General features: G+C 60.7%; 4 protein-coding genes. 1 reads left to right on the forward strand and 3 read right to left on the reverse strand.

All coding sequences use genetic code 11. From position 1 onward, the window contains the following. On the forward strand, positions 1 to 1437 hold a 1437-nt coding region (locus ACIREA_RS28025; protein WP_397385619.1), incomplete at its 5' end, for an alkaline phosphatase family protein. Between the two features lie 71 nt (positions 1438 to 1508). On the opposite strand, the gene ACIREA_RS28030 is transcribed toward ACIREA_RS28025, so the two are convergent. The 3 genes from ACIREA_RS28030 to uvrA all read right to left on the reverse strand — a co-directional run. Continuing rightward, positions 1509 to 1769: a type II toxin-antitoxin system RelE/ParE family toxin gene (locus tag ACIREA_RS28030; protein ID WP_397385620.1), complete on the reverse strand. Its 261-nt coding sequence runs from the start codon at positions 1767 to 1769 to the stop codon at positions 1509 to 1511. Further along, complete coding sequence (locus tag ACIREA_RS28035; protein WP_397385621.1) at positions 1753 to 1968, reverse strand: hypothetical protein; 216 nt, start codon at positions 1966 to 1968, stop codon at positions 1753 to 1755. Before ACIREA_RS28035 ends, ACIREA_RS28030 begins: the two co-directional genes overlap by 17 nt. A 62-nt stretch (positions 1969 to 2030) precedes the next feature. Beyond that, positions 2031 to 3967: excinuclease ABC subunit UvrA (uvrA, locus tag ACIREA_RS28040; RefSeq protein ID WP_397385622.1), on the reverse strand; the 1937-nt coding region annotated here is incomplete at its 5' end.

The following is a 3967-nucleotide window of genomic DNA, read 5'->3' on the forward strand; positions in this document are numbered from 1 at the left end:
TATCCTACCGTCACCGCACCGGGACATGCGAGTTTCTTCAGCGGCAGCTCGCCGATGATGCACGGGGTCATCGGCAATGACTGGTTTGACAAGCGCAGCGGCGCAATGATGTACTGCGTGGAGGATCCCAGTGTGACGGGCGTGGGCACTGCGCCGGATGCGAAGGCAGGGAAGATGTCGCCGCGCAATTTCATCGGTGCGACTGTCGCGGATCAAATGCGGCTGCACTGGGGCTCCAAGGTGGTCAGCATGTCTGTGAAGGATCGCGGGGCCATCCTGCCAGCCGGGAAAAAGCCCACTGGGGCCTATTGGTTTGAGTCGGCCACGGGAAACTTCATCACCAGCAGCTACTATGAGAAGGAGCTGCCGGCCTGGGTGAAGGCTTTTAACGACAGCAAGAGGCCGGATGCCTTTGTGGGGCAGACCTGGGACCGGCTGCTGGATGAGAAGCAGTATCCCATGCCGGATGCGGCCGCTGGCGAATCCCATCTGGCTGGTGAAACGATCAGTACCTTTCCGCACAAGGTGATCAAGGAAGAGGCGGAAGGCTATGAGCCGATCCTCTCCACGCCATTTGGCAATCAGCTTCTCGCGGAATTTGCGAAGGCAGCCATCGAAGGGGAAAAACTGGGGCAGGGGACACAGCCCGATTTGCTCTGTGTTTCGTTTTCCTCCATCGACTACTGCGGCCACAAGTTTGGACCCTATTCGCAGGAGGTGCAGGACATCACTTTGAGGCTGGACCGGCAGTTGAAGGAGCTCTTTGCCTACCTCGACAAAAAGGTGGGGCTGGCCAACGTGGTGATGGTGCTAACGGCGGACCATGGCGTGGCACCGAATCCTGAAAATGCGAAGGAGCAGGGGCTGGATGGCGGCCGCCCGCCCGTCGCTGACATGCTCGGAGAGTTGCAGGCCAAGGTGGTGGAACACTTCGGAGAGGGACGTTACTTTTTGTCTGCCAAAGGCAGTCTGAAACCACGCCTGGTGGACGGAAACCTCTACTATGACCACGTTGTTTTGGAGGAGAAGAAACTGGCTCCTGAGACGCTCACCGCTTTCATTCTTGAGTGGGCGCTTTCCACCGGCGTGTTTCATGCCGTGTATGGCCGCGACCAATTGCTGGAAGGCCGCGCCCCGGGCGTGATCGGACAGCGCATCGCCAATGGGTTCAATGGTGAGCGCAGCGGTGATGCGGTTCTGATTCTCAAGCCTTGGCTGATCGCGGGCACAGGGAAGGCGGCGACGGGGACGACGCATGGTTCGCCTTTCTCGTATGACACGCATATTCCCATCATCTTCTACGGTGCGCCGTTCAAGGCGGGGCGCTATGCGGATGAGTTCAGCATTACTGATCTTGCGCCGACGCTTTCAGCGGGGCTGGGAATTCAGGAGCCGCCGGTGTGCATGGGGAAGCCGCTGGTCAGGGCGCTGAAGTGAAGGGAACGTGGCTTAATTCAGCCACAGGTCAGCAAGGATCATTCACATAGGACGCAGCGAGCGCATGTGCTTCATCGGTATACCTCACGTCGATGTGCGATCTTCACCACAAGCACCAGCAGTTCTGCATCTTTCACCGCGTAAAGAATGCGGTGGTCACCGACTCGCACACGATGGATACCGTCGCTGGCGGTGAGCTGCTTCACGCCCGGTGGTCGTGGATTGATTGCGAGGGCGTCGATCTCCCGTTCAAGGCGTTCACGCAGTCGGGCGTCGCGTAGATCACGCAGAAACTTCCGCGCCTGATTGCTCAGGCTAACCTGCCACGTCATGCAGTTCCTCCTTCACTTTCTCCCAAGGAGTCCATTCCGTTTCTTCCTGGAGCACATTTCGCGCGTCGCGGATGTCATCCAGATCCTCCAGGCGTTGGCGAATAGCGTCAGCGTCGAAGGCCAGCAGGGCGTCAAGGAAGGCATGATGCTCCGCTGGTGGCAGCAATCGCACGGCTTGGGCAAGTTGGGCGGAAGACATGCCTGCATTATGCCTTTCAGCGGCAATCATGGCAAGGGAGAGATTAGGGCGTGCGACACACCTCACTGCTGCAAAAACCGACCGGTCACACTCTTCTCATTCGCTGCCACTTGTTTTGGCGTTCCGGTGGCTAGGATGTAGCCGCCTTCGGTGCCGCCGCCGGGGCCGAGATCGATGATCCAGTCGGCGCAGCGGATGACATCAATGTGGTGCTCGATGACGATGAGGGTGTTGCCGGCGTCGCGTAGGCGGAGGAGGACGCCGAGGAGGGTTTGGATGTCGGCGCTGTGGAGGCCGGTGGTGGGTTCGTCGAGGACGTAGAGGGTGCGGCCAGTGCTGCGTTTGGCGAGTTCGGCGCTGAGCTTGATGCGCTGGGCTTCACCGCCGGAGAGGGAGGCGCCGCTCTGGCCGAGGCGGATGTAGCCGAGGCCGGTTTCTTCCAGCGTGCGCAGTTTGGGGCCGATGCTGGTGCTGCGGTCAAAGAAGCGGACGGCTTCGCTGACGGTCATGTCCAGCACGTCGGCGATGTTCTTGCCTTTGAAGGTCACTTCCAGGGTCTCTGCGCCGAAGCGACGGCCTTTGCAGGATTCGCAGGTGACATAGACATCGGCGAGGAAGTGCATGTCGATCTTGATGACGCCGTCGCCTTCGCATTTTTCACAGCGGCCGCCGGGTGTGTTGAAGCTGAAGCGCCCGGCATCGTAGCCACGCATGCGGGCCAGCGGCAGTTGTGCGAAGAGTTCGCGGATGGGGCCAAACGCGCCGGTGTAAGTTGCGGGATTGGAGCGCGGGCTGCGGCCGATGGGCGACTGATCAATGACCACGACTTTGTCGAGTTGTTCCAGGCCGGTGATTTTTTCGTGCGTGCCGGGGATGTCCTTGGCGTCGTAAAAATGGCGGCGAAGCGCACGCATGAGGATGTCATCGACCAGAGTCGATTTGCCACTGCCGGAAGGGCCGGTGACGCAGGTGAAGCTGCCCAAAGGAAAGGCGGCGGTGACGTTGCGCAGGTTGTGCTCGGTGGCGCCGTGGATGGTTAAAGAGTGCTTGGAGCGCGGTCCCAGGGACTCTGTGAGCAGGGTTTGGGGCAGTGCTTTCGCCTCGATGCGAACGCGGCCGCTCAAGTAGCCGCCGGTGATGGAAGTTGGATTCGCGGCGATCTCTGCGGGCGTGCCCTGTGCAGTGATTTTGCCACCGAGCTGTCCGGCGCCGGGACCGAGTTCGATGATGTAGTCTGCGGCTCGCATGGTGGCCTCGTCATGCTCCACGACGAGCACGGTGTTGCCGAGATCACGCAGGCGCAGGAGGGTTTGAATGAGGCGCTCGTTGTCGCTGGGATGCAGGCCGATGCTGGGCTCGTCCAGCACATAGAGCACTCCTGCGAGTCCGGCACCGATCTGCGAGGCGAGGCGAATGCGCTGCATCTCGCCGCCGGAGAGAGTGCCACTTTCGCGGTTCAGAGCGAGGTAGCCGAGGCCGACCTGCTCCAAAAACTCGATGCGTTTGGAGATCTCGCGCTGGAGCTCGCCGACGTAGGCTTTCTGCTGCTCGGTGACTTCCAGCTCACGCATCCACAGCAAGGCGTCACGGGTTTGCAGGGCGGTGAAGTCGTGGATGTTCAGGTCTTTGTCCTGAGCACGCAGCTTGACCGCCAGCGATTCTGGCTTCAACCGCATGCCCCCGCAGGTCACGCAGGGCTGTGGATTCATCAGGCGCGAGAGCGCGGCGCGGAGGACATCGCTCTCGGCGTTTTGATACATGCGGGCGATTTCAGGCAGCAGGCCTTCGAAGGGCTTGGCGACGCTTCGTTTGTTCTCGGTCTTTTTCCAGCCGGTGCTGATGGGCGCAGCGCCGGTGCCATGGAATAGCGCGTGTTTGAAGTCCTGCGGGAGGTCTTGAAACGGAACGTCCATCGCTGCGCCGAAGTGCTTGGCCAGGGCCTCGATGCTTTGATTGAAAATCTGCTTCACCTTCGGGTGGCGCGCCCACCAGGCTTTGA

Source organism: Prosthecobacter sp. (assembly GCF_044373815.1).
GTDB lineage: Bacteria > Verrucomicrobiota > Verrucomicrobiia > Verrucomicrobiales > Verrucomicrobiaceae > Prosthecobacter.